Here is a 22,544-nt window from a genome sequence, read left to right as displayed (position 1 = left end):
TGCGATGAGCACCGACGATAAACGCATTCGCGAATTCGCCTATCAGATCTGGGAGTCGGAAGGGAAACCTGAAGGCCACGAAGAACGTCATTGGGAGATGGCGCGCAAGCTGGCCGAGGCCGAAGCGCTGGCGCCGAAGAAGCCACCGAAAGCGGCTGGCAGCAAAGCGGCTGGCAAGACTACAGCGACAGCAGCGAAGAGCACTGACGCCAAGACACCGGCCGCAGCCAAAGCCAAACCAGCGGCGAAAGCCAAGCCTGCGGCTACGGCCAAAGTAGTCCCGCCGGGCGAAAAGGCTGCCGAGAAAAAGCCGCGAGCAGCGAAGAAGCCCCCGGCGAACTGACCCGATCCATATTTGAACTGAATGACTGTGTGGCGAGCGTGCTCGCCACAAGGGGTTTTTGCGCCCCGAAGAACGCCCCTTCTTGGGGGCAAACACACAGCCTTGTGGAACCGAGCCCGCTCGCGAAAGCGCTCGGTCAGTTGGTGAAGATGTCGGATGTACCGACGCTTTCGCGAGCAGGCTCGCTCCCACCAGGAAATCTCATTGCCTGAACTGTCCCGTTTTTTTGCAGGAGCAATCATGACCCGTCCAAAGAAAGCCGAACCCGCTGCGCACGTCGAGCCGTCGAAAATTCGTGAAGGCCTGCCCTTCCCGCTCGGTGCGACCTGGGATGGTCTGGGGGTGAACTTTGCTCTGTTTTCCGCCAACGCCACCAAGGTCGAGCTGTGCATTTTCGACGACAGCGGCGAAGTCGAACTCGAGCGCATCGAACTGCCCGAATACACCGATGAGATCTACCACGGCTACCTTCCGGATGCGCATCCGGGCCTGATCTACGGCTACCGCGTTTATGGTCCATATGACCCGGCCAATGGTCATCGCTTCAACCACAACAAACTGCTCATCGACCCGTACGCCAAGCAATTGGTCGGCGAGCTGAAATGGTCGGAAGCTCTGTTCGGCTACACCATCGGTCACCCCGACGCCGACCTCAGTTTCGACGAACGTGACAGCGCGCCATTCGTGCCCAAATGCAAAGTCATCGACCCGGCGCACACCTGGGGCAATGACCATCGCGTCAGCGTGCCGTGGGACAAGACCATCATTTATGAAACCCACGTGCGCGGCATCAGCATGCGTCACCCTTCGGTGCCGGAAAACCTGCGTGGCACCTTCGGCGGTTTGATGGTCGACGACGTGCTCGATCACATTCGCAAACTCGGTGTTTCGTCTGTCGAACTGTTGCCGATTCACGCCTTTGTCAACGATCAGCATCTGCTGCAAAAAGGCATGACCAACTATTGGGGCTACAACAGCATTGCGTTCTTCGCCCCGGATCCGCGTTATCTGGCCAGTGGCAAGATTGCCGAATTCAAGGAAATGGTCGCGCACCTGCACGATGCCAACCTCGAAGTGATTCTCGACGTGGTCTACAACCATACCGCCGAAGGCAACGAGCAGGGCCCGACCCTGTCGATGCGCGGTATCGACAACGCCTCGTACTACCGCTTGATGCCCGACGACAAGCGCTACTACATCAACGATTCCGGCACCGGCAACACGCTGGACCTGAGTCACCCGTGCGTCCTGCAAATGGTCACCGACTCTCTGCGCTACTGGGCCAGTGAGATGCATGTCGACGGTTTCCGCTTCGACCTGGCAACCATTCTCGGCCGTTACCACGATGGTTTCGACGAGCGCCACAGCTTCCTCGTCGCCTGCCGTCAGGACCCGGTGCTGCGGCAGGTGAAAATGATCGCCGAACCATGGGACTGCGGCCCCGGCGGCTATCAGGTGGGTAACTTCCCGCCGGGCTGGGTCGAATGGAACGACAAATTCCGCGACACCGTGCGTGCGTTCTGGAAAGGCGACGACGCCCAGCTCGCCGATTTCGCCAGCCGCATGACCGCCTCCGGGGAGATGTTCAACCAGCGTGGGCGTCGGCCGTATTCGTCGGTGAACTTCATCACCGCCCACGACGGTTTTACCCTCAATGATCTGGTCTCGTACAACGACAAGCACAACGAAGCCAACGACGAGAACAATCAGGACGGCAGCAACAACAACCTGTCGTGGAACCACGGTGTCGAAGGCCCGACCGACGATCCGGAAATCAATGCACTGCGTCATCGGCAGATGCGCAATTTCTTCGCCACCCTGCTGTTGGCCCAAGGTACGCCGATGATCGTTGCCGGTGACGAGTTCGCCCGTACTCAGGACGGCAACAACAACGCCTATTGCCAGGACAGCGAAATCGGTTGGGTCAACTGGGATCTGAGCGAGGACGGCAAGGCGCTGCTGAAATTCGTCAAGCGCCTGATCAAATTGCGTCTGACTTATCCGATCCTGCGTCGCGGGCGCTTCCTGGTCGGCGAATACAACGAGGACATCGGCGTCAAGGACGTGACCTGGCTGGCACCGGACGCCACCGAGATGACCACCGAGCACTGGCACGACGCGCATAATCGCTGCCTCGGCATGCTGCTCGACGGTCGCGCACAGGAAACCGGGATTCGCCGCAAGGGCGCTGATGCGACGCTACTGCTGGTGGTCAATGCGCACCACGACATCGTCAACTTCACCCTGCCGGAAGTACCGGACGGTGGCTTCTGGACCTGCATGATCGACACCAATCAACCGTCGATTCGCGGCCAGGAACGCTTCGACTTTGGCCATGAATATTCGGTGACCGGGCGCTCGTTGCTGTTGTTCGAACTGCAACGTGACGAAGAAGATTGATATGGACTTTCAACACTATCTGGCCCGCCGTCCGCCAGATTACGCCGACACCAACGCCCTCGGCCGTTGCCTGCGGGCAATGGTCGAGGCCGGACTCGATCGCTTGCCGTTGCCCGGTAGCGGTCACACGCTGGAGCGCTTTCAGCGTCTTTCGGAAGTCGGAGGACATGATTTAGGCCTGTGCAAACTCTATGAAGGCCACACGGATGCGCTGGCGATCATTGAGCAATTGGGCGGTACGCCAACCCCGGGCAGCACGTGGGGCATGTGGGCCGCCGAACCGCCGCAGGCACGGGTGAAAGTCACGCCTTCGGGGCACATGGTGACGCTCAACGGGCGCAAGGCCTGGTGTTCTGGCGCTGCGGTGCTCAGCCACGCTTTACTCACTGCGTGGGACGCTGATGACCAGCAGCAATTGGTGGCGGTCGCACTTGATCAACCTGGCGTGACCATCACCGATCAGGGCTGGCAAGCCGTGGGCATGGCCGCCACCGGCAGCGTCGAAGTGCTGTTCGACAACGCCGAAGCCCAGGCTATTGGCAACCCCGGTGATTACCTGAATCGGCCGGGCTTCTGGCAAGGCGGGATCGGTATCGCGGCGTGCTGGTACGGCGCTTCGCGGCGAATTGCCGAAGGGCTGCGTCAGCACTGCACGCAACGCGATGAACCGCACGCCCTCGCCCACCTCGGCGCGACTGATACCGCACTGCAAGCGGCGGCCGATGTGCTGCGCTTCAGTGCATTGCAAATCGATGCGCAGCCCGAAGCTGACGTTGAACTGCTGGCGCGACGCGCCCGTGCCGTGGTCGAGCAGTCTGCCGAACAAGTCATGCGTGAAGTCGGTCGTGCGTTGGGCGCAGGGCCGTTTTGTCAGGATCGGCATTTCGCGCGGTTGAGTGCCGACTTGCCAGTGTTTCTGCGCCAGAGTCACGCCGAACGCGACCTTGCTGCACTGGGCCAGCAGATTGCTGGTCAGTCTTGCGAGGTCTGGGCGCTATGAAGGCTAACCCGATCGTCGGCCAGGGCACCTCGCTGCAGCAATGGCAGAGTTCGCGGCGCCTGGCCGAACTGCCGACAATCGACGTTCTTGACTTGGTACCGCTGGGTTCGCGAGCGGTGATCATCGCACCGCATCCGGATGACGAAGTGCTCGGTTGCGGCGGCATGATGCAGTTGCTGGCGGCAGCCGGACGCCCGTTGCAGTTGATCTCGGTCACCGATGGCAGTGCCAGTCACCCCGGCTCGCAGCGCTGGACTGTCGAACGTTTGAGTGTAGTGCGTCCGCAGGAATCCGCCGAAGCCCTGCGGCGCCTCGGCTTGCCGATGCACAGCCTGAAATGGCTGCGCGGTGGTTTTACCGATACGCAAGTGGCGGCTGAAGAAACCGGGTTGAGCGAATTCATTGCCAGTTACCTGCACGCCAATGACGTGGTCTTCACTACCTGGCGCGAGGATGGCCACAGTGATCACGAGGCCGTCGGCCGCGCCAGTGTCGAAGCGGCGCGACGCGTCGGCGCGACCTGTCACGAGCTTCCGGTCTGGACCTGGCACTGGGCGACCCCGGAAGATGCCACAGTGCCATGGGAGCGGGCGCGCAAGATTCTCTTGTCACCCACGCACATCGCGCGCAAACGCCACGCGGCCCACGCGTTCGCCAGCCAGTTGGAAGGCGACCGCGACGTCGGCCTCGGGCCAGTACTCGCACCCTATGTGCTCGATCGTTTGTTGCAACCTTTTGAAGTGGTGTTCCTGTGAGCGTCGATGACCGCTATTTCGACGGCCTGTTTGCCGGCAATGACGACCCCTGGGCGTTCCGCCAGCGTTGGTACGAGCAGCGCAAACGCGCGATCACCCTCGCCGCGCTGCCCCGTCCGCGCTACCGGTCAGTCTTCGAGCCGGGCTGCGCCAATGGCGAGTTGAGTGCGGAACTCGCTCCGCGCTGCGAGCGCCTGCTGTGTTGCGATACCGCTAGCGCGGCGGTAAAACTTGCACGTACTCGTTTGAGCGTGTTCGAGCATGCCGAAGTGCGCCAGGGGCGCCTCCCGGCTGACTGGCCGGAGGAAAAATTCGACCTGATTGTATTCAGCGAAATCGGCTACTACCTCGACGAGCAAGATCTGACAGCAGTGCTCCGCCGCATCAGCGAATCGCTGACCGCCGACGGCCAATTGCTGGCCTGCCACTGGCGCCCGCCGATTGAGGGCTGTCCGCTAAATGCCCGTCAGGTACATGATCAGATTCACGATCAATTGGCTTTGCCGCGTCTGGTGCTGCATCAGGAAGCGGATTTCATTCTCGAACTGTGGAGCCGCGAGCCACGCTCGGTGGCGGCCCTGGAGGGCTTGCGTTGATCGGTATCGTGATTCCCGCGCACAACGAAGAGGCGCTGCTTGATGAATGTCTGCGTGCAGCGTTGCGCGCCAGCCAGCATGGGCAACTGGCCGGCGAGCCGGTGGAAATACTGGTGGTGCTCGACAGTTGCAGCGATGGCTCGGCGCAAATCGTCAGCGCTTATCCGGTAATGAGCCTGCAGATCGATGCGCGCAACGTTGGCGAAGCCCGCGCCGCCGGTGCGCGCCTGTTGCTTGAGCGCGGTGCCCGCTGGATCGCCTGCACCGATGCCGACAGCCGCGTCGCCGATGACTGGCTAGCCGCGCAATTGGGCCTGGGAGCAGACGCCGTGTGCGGCACGGTGACCGTCGAGCACTGGCACGAATCCATCGATGAAGCGGCGCAGATTCGCTATCACCGTCACTATCAGGCCCGCGATGGCCATCGGCATATTCATGGCGCCAACCTCGGCGTCAGCGCCGAGGCCTATCGCCTGGCCGGCGGTTTCAAACCGCTGACCTGTGACGAGGACGTGCAACTGGTGCGTGCGCTGGAGCGCAGCGGCGCCAACATCGCCTGGAGTCACCGCCCGCAAGTGCATACCAGCGCCCGTCTGGACAGTCGGGCCAAGGGCGGCTTCGGTGATTTTCTGCGCAATCTGGCACAGCTGGAATAAAAAAATACGTATCAGATTGATCTGTGACGCGACGAATGCCGAGTCTTGAGCAATACTCTGCCTCGCAGTAATCCAAGGGTTGGAGCACTGCACCGTTGCTATTCATTTGCCTTCACGGGCCGCGATCAGCGTTGGCTGCTCACGACTGAGGGCAAGACACCACAAGGACGTCGCACTCATGAAACCGTCATTGCTCAACGAACACGGCCTGCCAGCACAGATCTGGAACAGCGCGCCGCAACTCGACAATATTCCCGTCATCAACACCCACAGTCTGGTTCCCGCCGGCGCCCGCGCCGTGGTCATCGCCCCGCATCCGGGCGATGAAGTCGTCACCTGCGGCGGCTTGCTGCAATTGCTTTCCAGCCTTGGCCATCCACTGCAATTGCTGTCGATCACTGACGGCAGCGCCAGCCACCCCGGCTCGCGGCAATGGTCGGAACAACGCCTGAGCGTGTTCCGCCCGCAGGAAAGCGTCGAAGCCCTGCGCCGCCTCGGCCTGCCCATGCACAGCCTGAAGTGGGTGCGCGGCGGCTTTACCGACAACGCACTGAGTGATCAGCAAAGCCAACTGACCGAATTCATCGGCCGTTACCTGCGCCCGGGCGATGTGGTGTTCAGCACCTGGCGCAAGGATGGTCCAGCGGATCATGAAGTGGTTGGCCGCGCCAGTTTCGACGCGGCGCAAAAGGCCGGTGCGACCTATCACGATGTGCCGGTATGGGCCTGGCACTGGCCTGAGCGCGAGCAGCGCATGATTCCGTGGGAACGCGCGCGCAAGCTGCGTCTCGACACCTGGACCGTTGCGCGCAAAAGCCACGCCACCCACGCTTACGCCAGCCAGCTCAAAGGCGAACCGGCCATCGGCATCGCCCCGCTGCTGCCCCCGGTGCTGCTCGAGCGGATGCGTTTGCCGTATGAAATCGTCTTTGTCTGAACGGCGGAAGCTCACAATACCTGTGGGAGCGAGCCTGCTCGCGAAAGCGGTGTGTCATGTGTCAGATGTATTGAATGTGATGAAGTCTTCGCGAGCAGGCTCGCTCCCACATTGGCCCAGCAGTGAATCATCGGAAGGAACTGCCACCCCCTCAAACCAGTCGCATGAACAGGCATGGCCCAATTCAGAGGAGTGAACGTGTCCAGCGATCCCAAGCGTCAAGCGGTCGACGCGCCAGTCATTCATCGCCTGCGGGTACTCACGGTCAACACCCACAAGGGCTTCACCGCGCTGAATCGGCGCTTCGTCCTCCCGGAGCTGCGCGAAGCAATGCGCAGTACCTCGGCCGATCTGGTGTTTCTGCAGGAAGTGGTGGGTGAACACGAACGGCATTCGAGTCGCTACAACGATTGGCCGCAGACCTCGCAATACGAATTCCTCGCCGACAGTATGTGGAGCGATTTTGCCTACGGGCGCAACGCCGTTTATCCCGATGGCCACCACGGCAACGCGCTACTGTCGAAATACCCGATCCGCGAATACCGCAACCTCGACGTGTCGATCACCGGCCCTGAACGGCGCGGACTGTTGCACTGCATCCTCGATGTGCCCGGGCATGCCGAAGTGCATGCGATCTGTGTGCATTTGAGTCTGCTGGAAAGTCATCGGCAGTTGCAGTTGCAGCTGCTCTGCCAGTTGCTGGAGTCGCTGCCCGACGACGCGCCGGTGATCATCGCCGGCGATTTTAACGACTGGCAGCTGCAAGGTAACGCTGCCCTCGCCCGACGCGATTATTTGCACGAAGCCTTTGAGCGCCATCATGGGCGCCCGGCGAAAACCTATCCCGCGCGGTTTCCCTTGCTCAGGCTTGACCGGATTTATCTGCGCAATGCCAGCAGCCATGATCCACGCATTCTTGGCAACAAGCCGTGGACGCATCTTTCCGATCACTTGCCGTTAGCAGTTGAAGTACACCTGTAGCTGCGTTTTTGACAGCAATCAAATGACAGGCCTTCCCGGCAACTAACGCTCGGAAGGACCTTTCGTCGGCGGCAAAAAACCGTCAGCCGCCCGCTTCGCAAGCGTTCTTCCATGCAAACAGACACTTAGTTATGTGCAGAAAAACAAACGCTTGCGAGGGCCGATTTAAGCGCACCATTCATCGTGCATTTTCTTGACGCGCAGGCGTCGCTCTTCTTATCTCTACCTTACTACCCCCGGAATCACTACTGGGGCTGACCCTCCGGCACTCGCGCAATCGAGCGGCCGCGGTTCGCCCCGCTCTATTCGGTCGCCCCTCATTCGGGGTAGGAGAGACGCCAAACACGAGATGACGCATGCGCTTGCAAGGTAGACCTCCATGAAAACTTCACTGACCCCACACGATTTGAAAATCACCCTTTGCACAGTGTCAGGTTCGCTGCTGCTGTGCTCGTCCATGGAGGCGCATGCGGAATCGGCGGCGGATGAGTCCACCTGGTATCGCGCCGATGTGCCCGTGGTGACCTTGCCGGTGACCGTGATAACGCCCGGACCGCTGCCGCTGAGTCAGCAGAGTTCGCGGCTGATTACCGAGGATCTGGCGCCCTCCGCTTGGGACGAGCTGTATGGCAGAAGCGCCCGACGCGCACAGACCGATGCGCTGTCTTCCAGTTACGTGACGGCCGGCGGCGAGTTCAGAGGCCCGCCAGTGGTCACGGTGAAAAGCGGCAATGGCGCCACCCAGACGCTTGGCCTGATCACTGGCGACAGTCAGATACAGATGAGTGCCGATGGCGCACTGACCCGACGCACCCTCTCCGCCCCGAACACTGACAGCCTGAATCTCCAAGGCCAGAGCCTGGGCGCCTATTACAGCCTGGTGGGCGCGCAGGGCTGGCACGTAGACGTCTCGGCCAGCGGCGGTCGGGTCAGCGGTTTCAGTCGCACTGCGCAAGGTAATCGTCAGGCCAGCGAAGGCAGTGCGATGACGTTTTCGGTCGAAGGCGGCTATCCGATCGGCTTGAGTGAGAATTGGGTCGTTGAACCTCAGGCGCAATTGATCAACCAACGCATCAGCCTCGATGCACCCTACGCCAGCTCGGGCAATGCCTCTTCGACCGACCTGACCGCGTGGAGCGGCCGCGTCGGCGCGCGGTTGAAAGGCAGTTATGACTTGAACGGACTACCCGTCGAACCTTACGTTCGCACCAACCTTTGGCACACGGTCTATACCGGGAGCACGGTGACGCTCGATCAGGTCGACAAGATCAGCAGCAGCCGCAAGTCTTCAACAGTGGAATTGGGTTTGGGACTGGTAGCGCGGGTCACGCCGGCAGTGAGCCTGTACATGAGCGCCGATTACAGCAGCGATGTGGATGACAATGATCTGAACGGCATCATCGGCAGCCTCGGGGTGCGGATGCGCTGGTGACTTCAAGGGCGCTGTACTACCAGTGGGAGCGAGCCTGCTCGCGAAAGCGGTGGGTCAGCTCCCCCTCTGTTGGACCTGCCGGCCCTTTCGCGAGCAGGCTCGCTCCCACTGGTGGTTCGTGGTTCATCCGGGGGAACATTGGTTGGTTGGAATGACGTCATCGCGAGCAGGCTCACTCCTTCAGTTGAGAATGCGTTCTCTTGTAGGAGTGAGCCTGCCCGCGATGGCAGCGACTCGGTTGCGGATCAGCCCTGCGGCTTGAGAATCAACACCGCCAACGGCGGAAGATTCAGTTCCAGCGACAACGATTGACCATGACTCGGTACTTCATCGGTCAATGCCCCGCCGCCATTGCCATAGTTGGAGCCGGCGTAAATGTCGGCGTCGCTGTTGAACAACTCGGTCCAGCGCCCGGCAAACGGCACGCCGACGCGATACGACTGGCGCGGTACCGGCGTGAAGTTGGCAACCACCAGTACTGGCGAGCCATCCTTGCTCCAGCGCAGCCACGCATAAACGCTGTTGATCGCATCGTCGCCAATCAACCACTGGAAGCCTTGCGGCGCATCGTCCTGATCATGCAGCGCGGGCTCTTCGCGATACAGGCGGTTGAGATCGCCAACCAGTTTCTGCACGCCTTTGTGCTCGGAATACTGCAGCAGATACCAGTCCAGCTGTTGATCGTGGTTCCACTCGCGCCATTGGCCAAACTCACAGCCCATGAACAGCAGTTTTTTGCCTGGATGAGTCCACATGAAGCTCAGGTAAGCACGCAGGTTGGCAAACTTCTGCCAGCGGTCGCCGGGCATCTTGTCGATCAGCGAGTGCTTGCCGTGCACCACTTCGTCGTGGGAGATCGGCAGGATGAAGCGCTCCGACCAGGCGTAGACCAGACCAAAACTCAGCTCATTGTGGTGATGGGCGCGGTACACCGGATCCTGCTGGATGTAGTGCAGCGAGTCGTGCATCCAGCCCATGTTCCATTTGTAGGCAAAACCGAGGCCGCCCTGCTGGGTGCTCTGACTGACGCCCGGCCATGCGGTGGATTCTTCGGCAATCACCAGCGCACCCGGTGCTTCCAGCTCAACCACGTCATTCAAATGGCGCAGGAAGTCGATGGCCTCCAGGTTCTCGCGACCACCGTGGCGGTTCGGCACCCATTCGCCCGCCTTGCGCGAATAGTCGCGGTACAGCATCGAGGCCACGGCATCGACACGCAGGCCGTCGATATGGAAGTGTTTCAGCCAGTGCAGCGCCGAGGCCAGCATGTAGCCGTGCACTTCAGTGCGGCCGAGGTTGTAGATCAGCGTGTCCCAATCCTGGTGAAAACCTTCCAGCGGATTGCCGTATTCGTACAGCGCGGTGCCGTCAAACTGCGCCAGACCATGAGTATCGGTCGGGAAATGCGCCGGTACCCAGTCAAGGATCACGCCAATATCGGCCTGGTGACAGGCATTGACGAACGCGGCGAACTGATCCGGCGTGCCGTAACGCGCGCTCGGCGCGAACTGCGAGAGCAACTGATAGCCCCAGGAACCGCCGAACGGATGCTCCATGATCGGCATCAGTTCAATGTGGGTGAAACCCAGCTCTTTGACATAAGGAATCAGTCGCTCGGCCAACTCCGGCCAGGTGTACTGCCGCGCAACTTCACCGAGATCATCCAACTCGCACTGCCAGGAACCAGCGTGCAACTCGTAGATCGACAAAGGCTTGGAGCGCTGCTGGCGTTCCTGACGGGCATTCATCCAGTCGTGATCCTGCCAGTCGATCTGCAATGGCGAGGCAACTTTCGAGGCGGTGTCCGGTGGCAGGCTGGTGGCCAGCGCCATCGGGTCAGCCTTGAGCGGCAGAATGCCGTGGGCGCCGAGGATTTCGTATTTGTACAACTCCCCCGCTTGCAGGCGCGGGATGAACAACTCCCAAACCCCGGAAGGATGACGCAGGCGCATCGGGTGACGACGACCGTCCCAGACGTTGAAATCACCTACCACCGAGACACGGCGGGCATTTGGCGCCCACACCGCAAAGCGCACACCGTCGACGCCATCAACGGTTTTCAGCTGTGCACCGAGGCAGGCGCTGAGGTCGCGGTGGTTGCCTTCGGCGAACAGATACAAATCCATTTCGCCGAGCAACTGGCCAAAGCTGTACGGATCTTCGGCAACCTGCTCGCCACCGGCCCAGCGCGTGCGCAACAGATACGGTCGCGCCTGATCGAAATGGCCGACAAACAGCCCCGGCGTCTCGGTCATCTCCAGCGGGCCAAGCTCTTCGCCGCTGTCCTTGTCCAGCACCGCCACACTCAGCGCGCCGGGCAGATAGGCGCGGATGAACTGCCCACCAGCGCCATCGCCGTGCGGGCCGAGAATGGAAAACGGGTCGTGATGTTCAGCGCGCACCAAGGCATCAATGTCGCGTGCCGAGGGTAACAATGCTTCCTTTACCACACCCTGTTCCTTGTTCGAGAAACTCATGACTACTCTCCACCAAGATCGGAAAAGGGTTTAAGCCCAGTCAATAATCCATACAAGCCGTGCAACGGCACGGGCAGCCACGTTGGGCGGTTTTCCGCCTCGTAGGCCACTTCATAAGCGGCTTTTTCCAGGCCGAACAACGCCAGCGCGGCGTCGGCGCCTTGAGGATCCTGCCAGGCATGCTCAAGACTAGCTGCTGCCTCGCGGTATGCCTGGACAAATGCCTCGCGTGCTTCGCGCAGATAACGCTCGGCGACTCGTTTGCGCGCTGTTTCAGCTTCAGTGCTGTTATCAACGTTGTGCACGTTGATAGTCATCGCGGCTGCGTAATCGAACGAGCGCAATACACCGCTGACGTCCTTGTACGGGCTGTGCTTGCCGCGACGCTCGCTCAACGGCCGCGCCGGTTCGCCCTCGAAGTCGATCAGGTAGGCATCGCCCTTGATCACCAGCACCTGACCCAAATGCAAGTCGCCATGCACCCGAATGCACAAACCGCCAGTGGCTTTCTTCGCCAGCTCCTGCACATGGGCCAGGATGGTTTTCTTCTCGTCGAGCAAACGCTTGACCAGTTTCTGGTCCGCCGCGTTCAACTCGCCTTGATGCTGCTTGAGCAGTTTCAAGGCGTGTTCGACCTGGGCGGTGACGTCCTTGGACGTCGCGGCCATGTCCTTGCTCGACGACACCTGCGGAGCGAAGTCGGCGTTGTCGGTTGGCGCAGCGAGCACCTGATGCATCTCGCCCAGACGCTGACCGAGCATGCCGGCGAAGTCCTTCAGCTCGCCCAAAGCGTTGTAATGCTGTTCCTGCTCGGACATGGCGTCGGCCAGTTCATCGCGCAGCGCCCGTTCGAGGTTGTTCTGCGTCCATTCCCACGCGTCGCCCTGATTGCTCAGATAGCCTTGGGCGATCATCAGGAGGTTGTCTTCACCCTGCGCATCGCGGCGAATCACCGAACCCAGTAATGGAGAGATATTGGCAAACCCGGCCTCGGTCAGGTAAGCGCTCATCTCCAGTTCGGGGTGTACGCCAGAAGCGACTTTGCGTATCAGCTTTAGTACCAGACTGTTGCCGATCACCACGGAGCTGTTCGATTGCTCGGCCGACAGGTAGCGCACATCCGGCTCGGCGCCGAGGCCGAGTTTTTCCAGATGATCTGTCTGTTCGAAGCGGATTTCGCCTTCGATCGACTCCAGTACGGTGTTGTTCTGCATGCCTTGCAGCACGGCGCGAACAAAGGTTTCCAGGCTGAACGCATCGGTGATCAAACCGACCTGACGCACACGGCGTACACGCGACAGCGCCAATTGCTGCGGCAGCGGCGGACCGACATGGTCTTCGGCGATGAAGCCGAACGGCAGTTGATAACGGTTGGTCTGGCCGCCGCTGGTGACTTCGATTTCGCTGAGCAGCACTGGGTGCTGGGCATCGCCGAAGCGCACGCCGTACGCCAGATTGACCTTCTCGATTGCCGCGTCCTTGCCGGCGAACCAGCGTCGGTTCTGCAGCCAGTTCGGCAGGATGCTTTGCTCCAGCGTCGTGCGCGACGGAGCTTCGAGCAGTTCTTCCATGCGTTTTTTCAACACCAGCGTGGTGAAGTCCGGCAGGCTCTGCGCCGGCTCGACGTGCCAGCTCGGCATCTGGTTTTCTGTCGCGAGGGCAAACCAATAGAAGCCATAAGGCGCAAGGGTCAGGAGGAAATTCAACTGGCCGATCGGCGGGAACGCGTTACCACCAAGCATTTCCACCGGCACCATGCCGACGTACGCCGACAGATCCAGTTCCACTGCTTGCGCACTGCGCGAGACGTTGGCCACACAGAGAATGATTTCGTGCTTGCCATCGGCATCGGTGTATTCACGGGTGTAAGCCAGTACGCGACGGTTGGTCGGCGAGAGCATTTTCAAAGTGCCACGGCCGAAGGCTTTCGATTGCTTGCGCACTGCCAGCAGGCGCCGCGTCCAGTTCAACAGCGAATGCGGATCCCCGGACTGAGTTTCGACGTTAACCGACTGATAGCCATACTGCGGGTCCATGATCGGCGGCAGCACCAGACTGGCCGGATCGGCGCGGGAGAACCCGCCGTTGCGGTCGATCGACCACTGCATCGGCGTACGCACACCATCACGGTCGCCGAGGTAGATGTTGTCGCCCATACCGATTTCGTCGCCGTAATACAGGGTCGGCGTGCCGGGCATCGACAGCAGCAGGCTGTTGAGCAGTTCGATGCGGCGGCGGTCGCGCTCCATCAGCGGTGCGAGACGGCGGCGAATGCCGAGGTTGATCCGTGCGCGACGGTCGGCCGCGTAGTAATTCCACAGGTAATCGCGCTCGCGGTCGGTGACCATTTCCAGGGTCAGCTCATCGTGGTTGCGCAGGAAGATCGCCCACTGGCAGTTGGCCGGAATTTCCGGGGTCTGGCGGAGAATGTCGGTAATCGGGAAACGGTCTTCCTGGGCCAGCGCCATGTACATGCGCGGCATCAGCGGGAAGTGGAACGCCATGTGGCATTCATCGCCATTCACCCCAGCGGCATCGGTATCGCCGAAATACAGCTGGGTGTCTTCCGGCCACTGATTGGCCTCGGCCAGCAGCATGCGGTCGGGATAGTTGGCGTCGATCTCGGCACGGATCTGCTTGAGGACGTCGTGGGTCTCGGGCAGGTTTTCGTTGTTGGTGCCGTCGCGCTCGATCAGGTAAGGAATCGCGTCAAGGCGCAGGCCGTCGATGCCCATGTCCAGCCAGTAACGCATTACCGACAACACGGCTTTCATCACTTGCGGGTTGTCAAAGTTCAGATCCGGCTGGTGCGAATAGAAGCGGTGCCAGAAGTACTGACCAGCGACCGGGTCCCAAGTCCAGTTGGACTTTTCGGTGTCGAGGAAGATGATCCGCGTGCCGTCGTATTTCTGGTCGTCATCGGACCAGACGTAGAAATCCCGCGCCGCCGAGCCGGGCTTGGCCTTGCGCGCACGCTGGAACCACGGGTGCTGGTCGGACGTGTGGTTGATGACCAGCTCGGTGATCACCCGCAGCCCGCGCTTGTGCGCCTCAGCGATAAAGCGCTTGGCGTCGGCCATGGTCCCGTAGTCGCTGTGCACGCCACGGTATTCGGCGATGTCGTAACCGTCGTCGCGACGTGGCGAGGGATAGAACGGCAGCAGCCAGATGGTGTTCACGCCGAGGTCGGCAATGTAATCGAGTTTGGCGATAAGCCCGGGAAAGTCGCCGATCCCGTCATTGTTGGAGTCGAAAAACGATTTGACGTGAACCTGATAGATCACCGCGTCCTTGTACCAGAGCGGGTCTTTGATGAAGGCGGCTGCCTTGGGTTTCTTCGCCATGTGGAACTCCTGTTGAATACTAGAAAAACCGTGAGCCGATCACTTGACTCAGAAGCGCTGCATAACCTGTGGGAGCGAGCCTGCTCGCGAATGCGGACTGACATTCAGCAAAATGTCGTCTGCCAGATTGCTTTCGCGAGCAGGCTCGCTCCCACAGGTGCGCCATGTATTACGTGGCGCTGATCCGCCAAATCCCGAACGGCTGATACGCCGGGTCGATGCGCATGAACTGATATTTGCCGTGCCAGTCCCAGCGATGGCCGTTCATCAAATCTTCGCCATGGGTAGTCGCGTCGTCCGGCAGGCCCATTTCCCACAGCGGCAGTTCGAAGTTCGCTTCCTGCACGTTGTGCGGATCGAGGCTGACCGCGACGAGGATGAAGTTGCTGCCATCGGCGCTGCGCTTGCCGAAGTACAGAATGTTGTCGTTCCACGCGTTGTAGATCTTCAGGCCCAGATGCGTGTGCAGCGCCGAGTTCTGCCGACGGATGCGGTTGAGCTGGGCGATTTCGGCAATGATGTTGCCGGGCGCGGTGAAGTCGCGGACGCGGATTTCGTATTTCTCCGAATCCAGATATTCCTCTTTGCCTGGCACCGGTGCCGATTCGCACAGCTCGAAGCCGGAATACATGCCCCACAGACCCGAGCCCATGGTTGCCAATGCAGCACGGATGAGGAAACCGGGACGCCCCGATTCATGCAAAAACGCCGGGTTGATGTCCGGGGTATTGACGAAGAAATTCGGCCGGTAGCATTCGCGCCACGGTGACTGGTTCAGTTCGGTGAAATATTCCGCCAGCTCGGCCTTGGTATTGCGCCAGGTGAAATAGGTGTAGCTCTGCGAGTAACCGACCTTGCCCAGACGCGCCATCATCGCCGGCGTGGTGAAGGCCTCGGCGAGGAAGATCACTTCCGGATACAGCGTGCGCACATCGGCAATCAGCCATTGCCAGAACGGCAGCGGCTTGGTGTGCGGGTTGTCGACGCGGAAGATTTTCACGCCTTCCTTGACCCAGCCGACGACGATGTCGCGCAACTCGACCCACAGGCTCGGGATCGCGTCCGGCGCATAGAAGTCGACGTTGACGATGTCCTGGTATTTCTTCGGTGGGTTCTCGGCGTATTTGATCGTGCCGTCCGGGCGCCAGTTGAACCAGCCCGGATGCTCCTTGAGCCATGGGTGGTCCTGGGAACACTGGATGGCGAAGTCGAGAGCGATTTCCAGGCCATGGTCGGCGGCGGCAGCCACCAGGCGGCGAAAATCTTCACGGGTACCGAGCTGCGAGTGAATCGCCTCGTGACCACCCTCCTCGCTGCCGATAGCGTACGGGCTGCCGGGATCGTCCGGGCCGGCAGTCAGGGAATTGTTGCGGCCCTTGCGGTGAGCGCGGCCGATCGGGTGAATCGGCGTGAAGTACAACACGTCGAAACCCATGTCCTGAATCATTGGCAGACGCGAGTGCACGTCGTTAAAAGTACCGTGACGCTGGGGGTCGTCGGTGATCGAGCGCGGAAACAGCTCATACCAACTGGCGAACTCGGCGAGTTCGCGCTCGACGTCCATGGGGAACTCGGCGCTGATGCTCAGATAGGCACGGTGATCGGCCTGGGCCATCAGCTCTGCACTGCGCGAGTGCAGAAACAACGCGACCTGCTCGGTTTCGAGCAGCCCGGACAATTCGTGGTGCAGCGCCGCAAGCTGCTCGCTGAGCTGGCCTTCGCTGCGTTCGGCGGCCTGCTGCACCATCGTCCGGCCTTCCTGCAATTCCAGCGAAACCGGCACAGCCGCGTTGTGCTTTTTCTCGAGTTCGTACTGGAAGCTGGCGAAATGGTCGATCCACGCTTCGATGCAATACAGATAGCGGCCCTGCTCTTCGGGGCGGAACTGGCCTTGCCAGGTGTTGTTGCCCTGATCGGACATGACCTCGGTCTGCCAGGTTTCCTGGCCCTCTTCGCGCCAGCGGATGCGTACGGCGAGCTTGTCATGGCCGTCGGCAAAGACTTTGCTGGTCACCACCACCTCGCGCCCGGCAATCGATTTGACGGCAAACTGGCCGCCATCCAGGGTCGGCATGGTGTTTTCGATGACGATACGCGGCAGCAACAGTGCCTGCGACAACGGCATGTGCGGGTTGTAACTCAGCTCTGAAGGTCTTTCAGCAGTCATTGAGCATCTCTCCTTAACGCCCCAAGGACGCTCTTGTGCCAGAACAGTATTCGCGACAAAGCGCCTGCCCTGTCATGAACTCACTTAGGTTCCGAGCAACCGGCGCGGGGAAAAGTTCAGATGAAATTATCGAGACGCGCCATGGATCGAATCAGTCGTGACCGGGTCAACTCACTTAAGCACGTCCCACGCCATGTGCCATACGGAGGTACCTGATGAGCATCCCGATCCCGGCGGAAACGCCCGATCCGAACATCGACAAACCCACCCTGCCCGAAACCGAGCCGCCGCCAGTCCCTGAGCAAGAGCCGCCCGGCACCACGCCACCACCGAAAGAAGAGCCGCCGAGTACGATGCCGCCAGTGATCGTCTGAAATTTCCATGTCTGTGTGCCATCCCTGTAGGAGCTGCCGAAGGCTGCGATCTTTTCGCCACGCTGCAATGCGGATCAAAAGATCGCAGCCTTCGGCAGCTCCTACACGGGACCGAGTGATTAGCTAGAGGTGGTCGTTCTTGTCGACATCCTTCTCGAACACTCTCACCACGTAGGGCATCACACTGAAAATCGCCAGCGCCAGAACGGTACTGAGCAATGCCGTCGCTTCCTTCCCCAGCCCCGCCGCCACGCCGATCGCCGCCGTCATCCATAACCCTGCCGCTGTGGTCAGGCCTTTGACATGGGCCTCGTCGCCCTGCTGATTTTTCAGAATGGTCCCGGCGCCGAGGAAGCCGATCCCGGCAATCACACCCTGCAGCACGCGACTCATGGCGTCGGATTCCGCACCCGAGGTCTGTGGCACCAATACAAACAACGCCGCGCCCAACGCCACCAGCATGTGCGTGCGAACACCTGCTGCCTTGCCTTTGTGCTCGCGCTCGAAACCAAGGATCCCACCGAGGATCGCCGCCATCACCAGGCGTACGGTGATTCGGGTCATTTGCGAGGCATCACCGATATCGGCGAACTCGGCTTGCATCGTTGCCCACACTTCATCCCACCAGTCTTCCATCGTGCCTCCCTTGTTATTGGCTTGATAAGCGATGGACAACAGCGACCATTAATCGGTTGCGCAGAACGATCAGCGCGCTGCGCGTCCTAATGTGCAGACCTCACTGGAACAAGGACTGCCGCCATGCCCGTTCGAATCGATGAATCCAACCCCGAGCAGAAAGTGTGTTTTTTTACCGTCGAACATGGCGAGGAAATCCGCATTTGCGACACGCTCGAAGTCATGACCGATAGCGAAAAAGCCATGTCGTTCGTGGAAATCGAAGGCAAACGCGCCTACATCACCGAAGCAGAAGCCGATGCCCTGACCGTGGCCGGGGCCAAAGACGGGCGCAAGCACTTGAAAGCCGATGACGGTGATTCGGTGGTTTGACTGATCTCGCTCAACACGCTGCGCAAACGTCTGCGATAGGCGTTTGCGCCGTGTCCGCTCTGATGCTTCAAGTTGTCGCAGACATTACGCCAAAGCTCATCTGATCTGCTTTTTATTGCCAGACCTGAGTCTGTTCTGCAAACAGATCGGCGCTCATAGTGCATCGGCCTGATGGAGGCTGATGAGCGAACGACCATGAGCGAACAAATCCCCGTCCGAACCGTAGAAGCGTCGCCCACTATAAAAAGCGTCCCCGCCCGCCCGATGAAGGCGACGCTCCGTTCCACCGACAAGCAGATCCACACTCGCAGTTTTAGCGGCCTGTTCCGCAACCTGCGCATGAGCGGCGCCGGAGTTCTGTTTGTGCTGTTCTTCGGCACCGTGTGGCTTAACTGGTGCGGTCGGCAGGCGGTGCTGTGGGATCTGGCGGAAAGCAAGTTCCATATCTTCGGGGCGACGTTCTGGCCGCAGGATTTCATTCTGCTCTCGGCGCTGCTGATCATTGCTGCGTTCGGCCTCTTCGCCATCACCGTGTTTGCCGGGAGGGTCTGGTGTGGTTACACCTGTCCGCAGAGTTCATGGACGTGGATCTTCATGTGGTGCGAAAAGATCACCGAAGGCGAGCGCAACCAGCGCATCAAACTGCAAGCCGCCCCCTGGAGCCTGAACAAGCTGGCGCGGCGTGCCGCCAAGCACACGTTGTGGCTGGCAATCAGCGTGATCACCGGCCTGACCTTCGTCGGCTACTTCACACCGATCCGGCCGCTGGCTGAAGAGCTGCTGACCCTGCAGATCGGTGGGGTCAGTTTGTTCTGGGTGCTGTTCTTCGCTGCCGCCACCTATATCAACGCCGGTTGGCTGCGCGAAGCGGTGTGCATGCACATGTGCCCGTATGCGCGGTTCCAGAGCGTGATGTTCGACAAGGACACACTGACCATCGCTTACGACGCCGCGCGCGGCGAAAACCGCGGCCCGCGCAAGCGTGATGTGCGCCCCGTGGAAGCGGGCCTGGGCGATTGCATCGACTGCCAGCTGTGCGTGCAGGTCTGCCCGACCGGCATCGACATCCGCGATGGCTTGCAAATGGAATGCATCGGCTGCGCAGCGTGCATCGATGCCTGCGATTCGATCATGGACAAAATGCATTACCCGCGCGGCCTGATCCGCTACAGTTCCGAGCGCGAATTGCAGGGCGGCAAGACCCATCTGCTGCGCCCGCGCCTGATTGGCTACACGGCGGTGCTGCTGGTGATGATCGGCGCGTTGGCGCTGGCGTTGATCGAACGGCCGATGGTGTCGCTGGACGTGACCAAGGATCGCGGGCTGTTTCGTGAGAACGCTCAGGGGCAGATCGAGAATATTTATTCGCTGAAGGTGATCAACAAGACTCAGCAACGGCAGGATTACCGGTTGAGTCTGGTTGATGGCGACGGGTTTGAATTGCAGGGCAAAACGGCATTGAGCCTGGCGCCGGGAGAGATTGTCGATGTGCCGGTGTCGGTGGCGATGACCACCGAGCGCCCGGCGAGCAGTTCGCAGACGTTGAGTTTCAGGATTGAAGACAGTGACCAGCCGCAGATATACAGCGTGGCGAAGAGCCGGTTTGTGGCGCCGATGAATCGCTGATTGCCGTTAGACTGCGGTGCTTTCAATCGCGAGCAGGCTCGCTCCCACAGGAAATTGGGGTCGTTGTGGGAGCGAGCCTGCTCGCGAATGGAGGCGACGCGATTCCTTATAGACCCCATTCGGATCCACCATGAAACGCTACGAAAAATTCGCCGACGACATCGCTGAACTGATCCGCTCCGGCGTCCTCGGCCCTGGCCAGCGCGTGCCGTCGGTGCGCTACGCCAGCCAGACTTACGGGGTCAGTCCGTCGACGGTGTTCCAGGCCTATTACCTGCTCGAACGTCGTGGCCTGATCCGCGCGCGGCCGCGCTCCGGCTACTTCGTCAACGCCCACACGCCGAGCGCATTCTCCGAGCCGGTCATCAGCAGCCAGGTCAACGAATCCACCGAAGTTGACGTCAGCGAACTGGTGTTCTCAGTGCTCGATTCGATCAAAGACCCGAACACCGTGCCGTTCGGATCCGCCTTCCCCAGCCCGACACTGTTCCCCCTGCAACGCCTGTCGCGTTCCTTGGCCAGCGCCGCGCGGGAGATGGATCCGCGCATGGTCGTCACCGATATGTCGCCGGGCAACCCGCAACTGCGTCGGCAGATTGCCCTGCGCTACATGGTCGGCGGGCTGATGCTGCCGATGGAAGAATTGCTCATCACCAACGGCGCTCTCGAAGCGCTGAACCTGTGCCTGCAAGCGGTGACCGAGCCCGGTGATCTGGTGGCCATCGAGGCCCCGGCGTTTTATGCCTGCCTGCAAGTGCTGGAGCGCCTGAAACTGAAAGCCGTGGAAATCCCCGTGCATCCACGCGATGGCATCGACCTCGGCGTGCTCGCGCAAACCCTGGATCGTCATCCGATCAAGGCCTGCTGGTGCATGACCAGTTTCCAGAACCCGATGGGCGCAACCGTGCCCGAGGCGAAGAAACAGGAATTGGTCGAACTTCTGCGTCAGCATCAGGTGCCGCTGATCGAGGACGACGTCTACGCCGAACTCTATTACGGCCAACAGGCGCCAAAACCGGCCAAGGCTTTTGATACTGAAGGCTTGGTCATGCATTGCGGCTCGTTCGCCAAAAGCCTCGCCCCCGGTTATCGCATCGGCTGGGTCGCGGCCGGGCGTTTCGCGCAGAAAATCGAACGGCTGAAGCTGATGACCTCGCTCTGCGCTTCGATGCCGGCGCAAGCGGCGATTGCCGATTATCTGCAACACGGCGGCTACGATCGGCATCTGCGCAAACTGCGTTATGCCCTGGAAGAACAGCAGAGCGCGATGCTCGCGGCGATTGCCCGCTACTTTCCGGCGCAGACCCGCGTCAGCCAACCGGCGGGCGGTTATTTTCTGTGGCTGGAATTGCCAGAGCAGATGGATTCACTGAAGTTGTTTCAGATGGCGTTGGCGCAAGGCATCAGCATCGCGCCGGGGCCGATTTTCTCGCCGACCCAGCGTTTCAGAAACTGCATTCGCTTGAATTACGGCAGCCCATGGACCGAAGAATCGGAGAAGGCCATGGAGACGTTGGGGCGGATTGTGCGGTCGTTCTGATGGATCGACGTTGTCTGGGCTGGCGCCTTCGCGAGCAGGCTCGCTCCCACATTGGTTCCGCATTCACAAACCAACTGTGGGAGCGAGCCTGCTCGCGAAGAGGCCGGCTTTAACACTGCAAATCCACCGGTTTAACGCCCACCCCCCAAATCAACAAACGTCCCGGTCGCATACGAAGCCTTGTCTGACAGCAACCAGACAATCGCCTCTGCCACTTCATCCGGCCGCCCGCCCCGGGCCATGGGAATCGCCGATTCGAGCTTGCTGACCCGATCCGGGTCGCCGCTCAGGGCATGGAAGTCGGTATAAATATAGCCCGGACGCACGGCATTCACGCGAATGCCCTCGCCTGCCACCTCTTTCGACAGGCCGATGGTGAACGTATCGAGCGCCCCTTTGGACGCTGCGTAATCAACGTACTCGTTCGGCGAACCGAGGCGAGCCGCGACCGAGGACACGTTGACGATGCTGCCGCCCTGCCCGCCATGCTTTGGCGACATGCGCAGGATTGCGTGTTTCGCGCAGAGGATCGGCGCCAGTACGTTGGTCTTCATGATTTTGAGGATGCGGAATTCGGACATTTCATCGACTCGCGATTTCTGCCCGACGGTGCCGGCATTGTTGACCAGCGCGGTAACCCGGCCCAGTTCGTTGTCGACGCGCTGAAACATCGCGATCACTTCGTCTTCGATACTGACATCGGCGCGCACCGCGATAGCCTGGGCACCCAACGCTCTGACTTGCTCAAGCACGCTGTGTGCGGCCTGTTCATCCGACTGATAGTTGATGCAGATCCGGTAGCCTTGTCCGGCTGCCAACAATGCCGTAGCCGCGCCGATTCCGCGCCCGCCACCGGTGATGACAATGACTTTATCCATGCTGGCCTTCCCCCACGTGCACACGTAACA

Annotated in this window: 18 protein-coding genes; 13 read left to right on the top strand and 5 right to left on the bottom strand. The window is 60.5% G+C overall.

The features are described 5' to 3' along the window. Positions 1-4 precede the first annotated feature (4 nt). The 9 genes from AC4IHP_RS17955 (at position 5) to AC4IHP_RS17915 (ending at position 9,100) form a co-directional block, all read left to right on the top strand. On the top strand, positions 5-343 hold the full coding sequence (locus AC4IHP_RS17955; protein WP_460119016.1) for a DUF2934 domain-containing protein: 339 nt from the start codon (positions 5-7) through the stop codon (positions 341-343). 240 nt (positions 344-583) lie between these two features. After that, positions 584-2,743: a glycogen debranching protein GlgX gene (glgX, locus tag AC4IHP_RS17950; RefSeq protein WP_490832337.1), complete on the top strand. Its 2,160-nt coding sequence runs from the start codon at positions 584-586 to the stop codon at positions 2,741-2,743. A gap of 1 nt (position 2,744) precedes the next feature. Next, positions 2,745-3,743, top strand: a complete 999-nt coding sequence (locus AC4IHP_RS17945) for an acyl-CoA dehydrogenase family protein (protein ID WP_490832336.1) — start codon at positions 2,745-2,747, stop codon at positions 3,741-3,743. Continuing rightward, positions 3,740-4,498, top strand: a complete 759-nt coding sequence (locus AC4IHP_RS17940; RefSeq protein ID WP_460119010.1) for a PIG-L deacetylase family protein — start codon at positions 3,740-3,742, stop codon at positions 4,496-4,498. Before AC4IHP_RS17945 ends, AC4IHP_RS17940 begins: the two co-directional genes overlap by 4 nt. Next, positions 4,495-5,094, top strand: a complete 600-nt coding sequence (locus AC4IHP_RS17935) for an SAM-dependent methyltransferase (RefSeq protein WP_460119008.1) — start codon at positions 4,495-4,497, stop codon at positions 5,092-5,094. The genes AC4IHP_RS17940 and AC4IHP_RS17935 overlap by 4 nt, the downstream gene beginning before the upstream one ends. Then, on the top strand, positions 5,091-5,750 hold the full coding sequence (locus tag AC4IHP_RS17930; protein ID WP_490832335.1) for a glycosyltransferase family 2 protein: 660 nt from the start codon (positions 5,091-5,093) through the stop codon (positions 5,748-5,750). Before AC4IHP_RS17935 ends, AC4IHP_RS17930 begins: the two co-directional genes overlap by 4 nt. Before the next feature lie 178 nt (positions 5,751-5,928). Beyond that, positions 5,929-6,687, top strand: a complete 759-nt coding sequence (locus AC4IHP_RS17925; protein ID WP_490832334.1) for a PIG-L deacetylase family protein — start codon at positions 5,929-5,931, stop codon at positions 6,685-6,687. A 198-nt stretch (positions 6,688-6,885) separates the two neighbouring features. Beyond that, complete coding sequence (locus AC4IHP_RS17920; protein WP_016774637.1) at positions 6,886-7,668, top strand: endonuclease/exonuclease/phosphatase family protein; 783 nt, start codon at positions 6,886-6,888, stop codon at positions 7,666-7,668. A 379-nt stretch (positions 7,669-8,047) separates the two neighbouring features. Then, positions 8,048-9,100, top strand: a complete 1,053-nt coding sequence (locus AC4IHP_RS17915) for an autotransporter domain-containing protein (RefSeq protein ID WP_490832333.1) — start codon at positions 8,048-8,050, stop codon at positions 9,098-9,100. Positions 9,101-9,345: 245 nt separating this feature from the next. On the opposite strand, the gene glgB is transcribed toward AC4IHP_RS17915, so the two are convergent. The 3 genes from glgB to AC4IHP_RS17900 all read right to left on the bottom strand — a co-directional run bounded on the left by glgB (position 9,346) and on the right by AC4IHP_RS17900 (position 17,088). Then, positions 9,346-11,577 carry a 1,4-alpha-glucan branching protein GlgB gene (gene glgB, locus AC4IHP_RS17910; protein ID WP_460119001.1) on the bottom strand — a complete coding sequence of 744 codons (2,232 nt, stop codon included), beginning with the start codon at positions 11,575-11,577 and terminating at the stop codon, positions 9,346-9,348. Between the two features lie 2 nt (positions 11,578-11,579). After that, positions 11,580-14,921, bottom strand: coding sequence for a maltose alpha-D-glucosyltransferase (gene treS, locus AC4IHP_RS17905; protein WP_490832332.1), 3,342 nt, complete (start codon positions 14,919-14,921; stop codon positions 11,580-11,582). Between the two features lie 169 nt (positions 14,922-15,090). Next, positions 15,091-17,088 carry an alpha-1,4-glucan--maltose-1-phosphate maltosyltransferase gene (locus tag AC4IHP_RS17900; RefSeq protein WP_490832331.1) on the bottom strand — a complete coding sequence of 666 codons (1,998 nt, stop codon included), beginning with the start codon at positions 17,086-17,088 and terminating at the stop codon, positions 15,091-15,093. A gap of 215 nt (positions 17,089-17,303) precedes the next feature. Here AC4IHP_RS17900 and AC4IHP_RS17895 point away from each other — a divergent pair, with 215 nt between their 5' ends. Next, positions 17,304-17,462: a hypothetical protein gene (locus tag AC4IHP_RS17895; protein ID WP_016774632.1), complete on the top strand. Its 159-nt coding sequence runs from the start codon at positions 17,304-17,306 to the stop codon at positions 17,460-17,462. 123 nt (positions 17,463-17,585) lie between these two features. Here AC4IHP_RS17895 and AC4IHP_RS17890 read toward each other — a convergent pair whose 3' ends face one another. Further along, positions 17,586-18,098 (bottom strand): MgtC/SapB family protein, encoded by a 513-nt coding sequence (locus tag AC4IHP_RS17890; protein ID WP_460118994.1) that lies wholly within the window; start codon positions 18,096-18,098, stop codon positions 17,586-17,588. A gap of 123 nt (positions 18,099-18,221) precedes the next feature. On the opposite strand from AC4IHP_RS17890, the gene AC4IHP_RS17885 reads away from it, so the two are divergent. The 3 genes from AC4IHP_RS17885 to mapR all read left to right on the top strand — a co-directional run bounded on the left by AC4IHP_RS17885 (position 18,222) and on the right by mapR (position 21,636). Then, positions 18,222-18,470, top strand: a complete 249-nt coding sequence (locus AC4IHP_RS17885; RefSeq protein WP_460118992.1) for a DUF3203 family protein — start codon at positions 18,222-18,224, stop codon at positions 18,468-18,470. Between the two features lie 195 nt (positions 18,471-18,665). Then, positions 18,666-20,096 carry a cytochrome c oxidase accessory protein CcoG gene (ccoG, locus tag AC4IHP_RS17880; RefSeq protein WP_490832330.1) on the top strand — a complete coding sequence of 477 codons (1,431 nt, stop codon included), beginning with the start codon at positions 18,666-18,668 and terminating at the stop codon, positions 20,094-20,096. Positions 20,097-20,226: 130 nt separating this feature from the next. Next, positions 20,227-21,636 carry a GntR family transcriptional regulator MpaR gene (gene mapR / locus AC4IHP_RS17875; protein WP_460118988.1) on the top strand — a complete coding sequence of 470 codons (1,410 nt, stop codon included), beginning with the start codon at positions 20,227-20,229 and terminating at the stop codon, positions 21,634-21,636. 131 nt (positions 21,637-21,767) lie between these two features. Here the strand turns inward: mapR and AC4IHP_RS17870 are convergent, their stop codons facing one another. Continuing rightward, a complete protein-coding gene (locus AC4IHP_RS17870; RefSeq protein ID WP_415762551.1) occupies positions 21,768-22,514 on the bottom strand; it encodes an SDR family oxidoreductase in 747 nt (248 codons plus the stop codon). Positions 22,515-22,544: the final 30 nt, after the last annotated feature.

This window comes from Pseudomonas sp. UF-293, from assembly GCF_058245595.1.
This window is presented reverse-complemented; position numbering and strand designations above follow the sequence as displayed.

Coding starts and splice junctions, on each gene's coding strand:
- AC4IHP_RS17955 (WP_460119016.1), top strand. CDS start 5: ATGAGCACCGACGATAAACGCATTCGCGAATTCGCCTATCAGATCTGG.
- glgX (WP_490832337.1), top strand. CDS start 584: ATGACCCGTCCAAAGAAAGCCGAACCCGCTGCGCACGTCGAGCCGTCG.
- AC4IHP_RS17945 (WP_490832336.1), top strand. CDS start 2,745: ATGGACTTTCAACACTATCTGGCCCGCCGTCCGCCAGATTACGCCGAC.
- AC4IHP_RS17940 (WP_460119010.1), top strand. CDS start 3,740: ATGAAGGCTAACCCGATCGTCGGCCAGGGCACCTCGCTGCAGCAATGG.
- AC4IHP_RS17925 (WP_490832334.1), top strand. CDS start 5,929: ATGAAACCGTCATTGCTCAACGAACACGGCCTGCCAGCACAGATCTGG.
- AC4IHP_RS17915 (WP_490832333.1), top strand. CDS start 8,048: ATGAAAACTTCACTGACCCCACACGATTTGAAAATCACCCTTTGCACA.
- glgB (WP_460119001.1), bottom strand. CDS start 11,577: ATGAGTTTCTCGAACAAGGAACAGGGTGTGGTAAAGGAAGCATTGTTA.
- treS (WP_490832332.1), bottom strand. CDS start 14,921: ATGGCGAAGAAACCCAAGGCAGCCGCCTTCATCAAAGACCCGCTCTGG.
- AC4IHP_RS17900 (WP_490832331.1), bottom strand. CDS start 17,088: ATGACTGCTGAAAGACCTTCAGAGCTGAGTTACAACCCGCACATGCCG.
- AC4IHP_RS17895 (WP_016774632.1), top strand. CDS start 17,304: ATGAGCATCCCGATCCCGGCGGAAACGCCCGATCCGAACATCGACAAA.
- AC4IHP_RS17890 (WP_460118994.1), bottom strand. CDS start 18,098: ATGGAAGACTGGTGGGATGAAGTGTGGGCAACGATGCAAGCCGAGTTC.
- AC4IHP_RS17885 (WP_460118992.1), top strand. CDS start 18,222: ATGCCCGTTCGAATCGATGAATCCAACCCCGAGCAGAAAGTGTGTTTT.
- ccoG (WP_490832330.1), top strand. CDS start 18,666: ATGAGCGAACAAATCCCCGTCCGAACCGTAGAAGCGTCGCCCACTATA.
- mapR (WP_460118988.1), top strand. CDS start 20,227: ATGAAACGCTACGAAAAATTCGCCGACGACATCGCTGAACTGATCCGC.
- AC4IHP_RS17870 (WP_415762551.1), bottom strand. CDS start 22,514: ATGGATAAAGTCATTGTCATCACCGGTGGCGGGCGCGGAATCGGCGCG.